1 pseudogene is annotated in these 404 nt (G+C 68.1%); it reads left to right on the top strand.

The window, feature by feature from the left end:
- Positions 1 to 404, top strand: a pseudogene (locus HA630_RS00355) (class 1 fructose-bisphosphatase); the annotation flags it as partial.

Here is a 404-nt window from a genome sequence, read left to right as displayed (position 1 = left end):
GGCGACAGCGTCAACGTCCAGGGCGAAACCCAGCAGAAGCTCGACGTGATCAGCAACGAGATGTTCCTGCGCGCCAACGAATGGGGGGGCCACCTGGCCGGCATGGCCAGCGAGGAGCTGGACGCGCCCAGCAACATCCCGGCGGCGTTCCCGCGCGGCAAGTACCTGCTGGTGTTCGACCCGCTGGACGGCTCCAGCAACATCGACGTCAACGTCTCGGTCGGCAGCATTTTTTCCGTGCTGCGCGCGCCGCAGGACGTGATCGACAGCGGCCGCGACGTGACCGAGGCCGACTTCCTGCAGCCCGGTACCCAGCAGATGGCGGCCGGCTACGCCCTCTACGGCCCCACCACCATGCTGGTGCTGACCGTGGGCACCGGCGTGTACGGCTTCACCCTGGACCC

The sequence above is a fragment of the Aquabacterium sp. A08 genome (assembly GCF_011742065.1).
The sequence above is the reverse complement of the archived record's forward strand: the minus strand, read 5'-3'. Positions and strand labels throughout refer to the sequence as shown.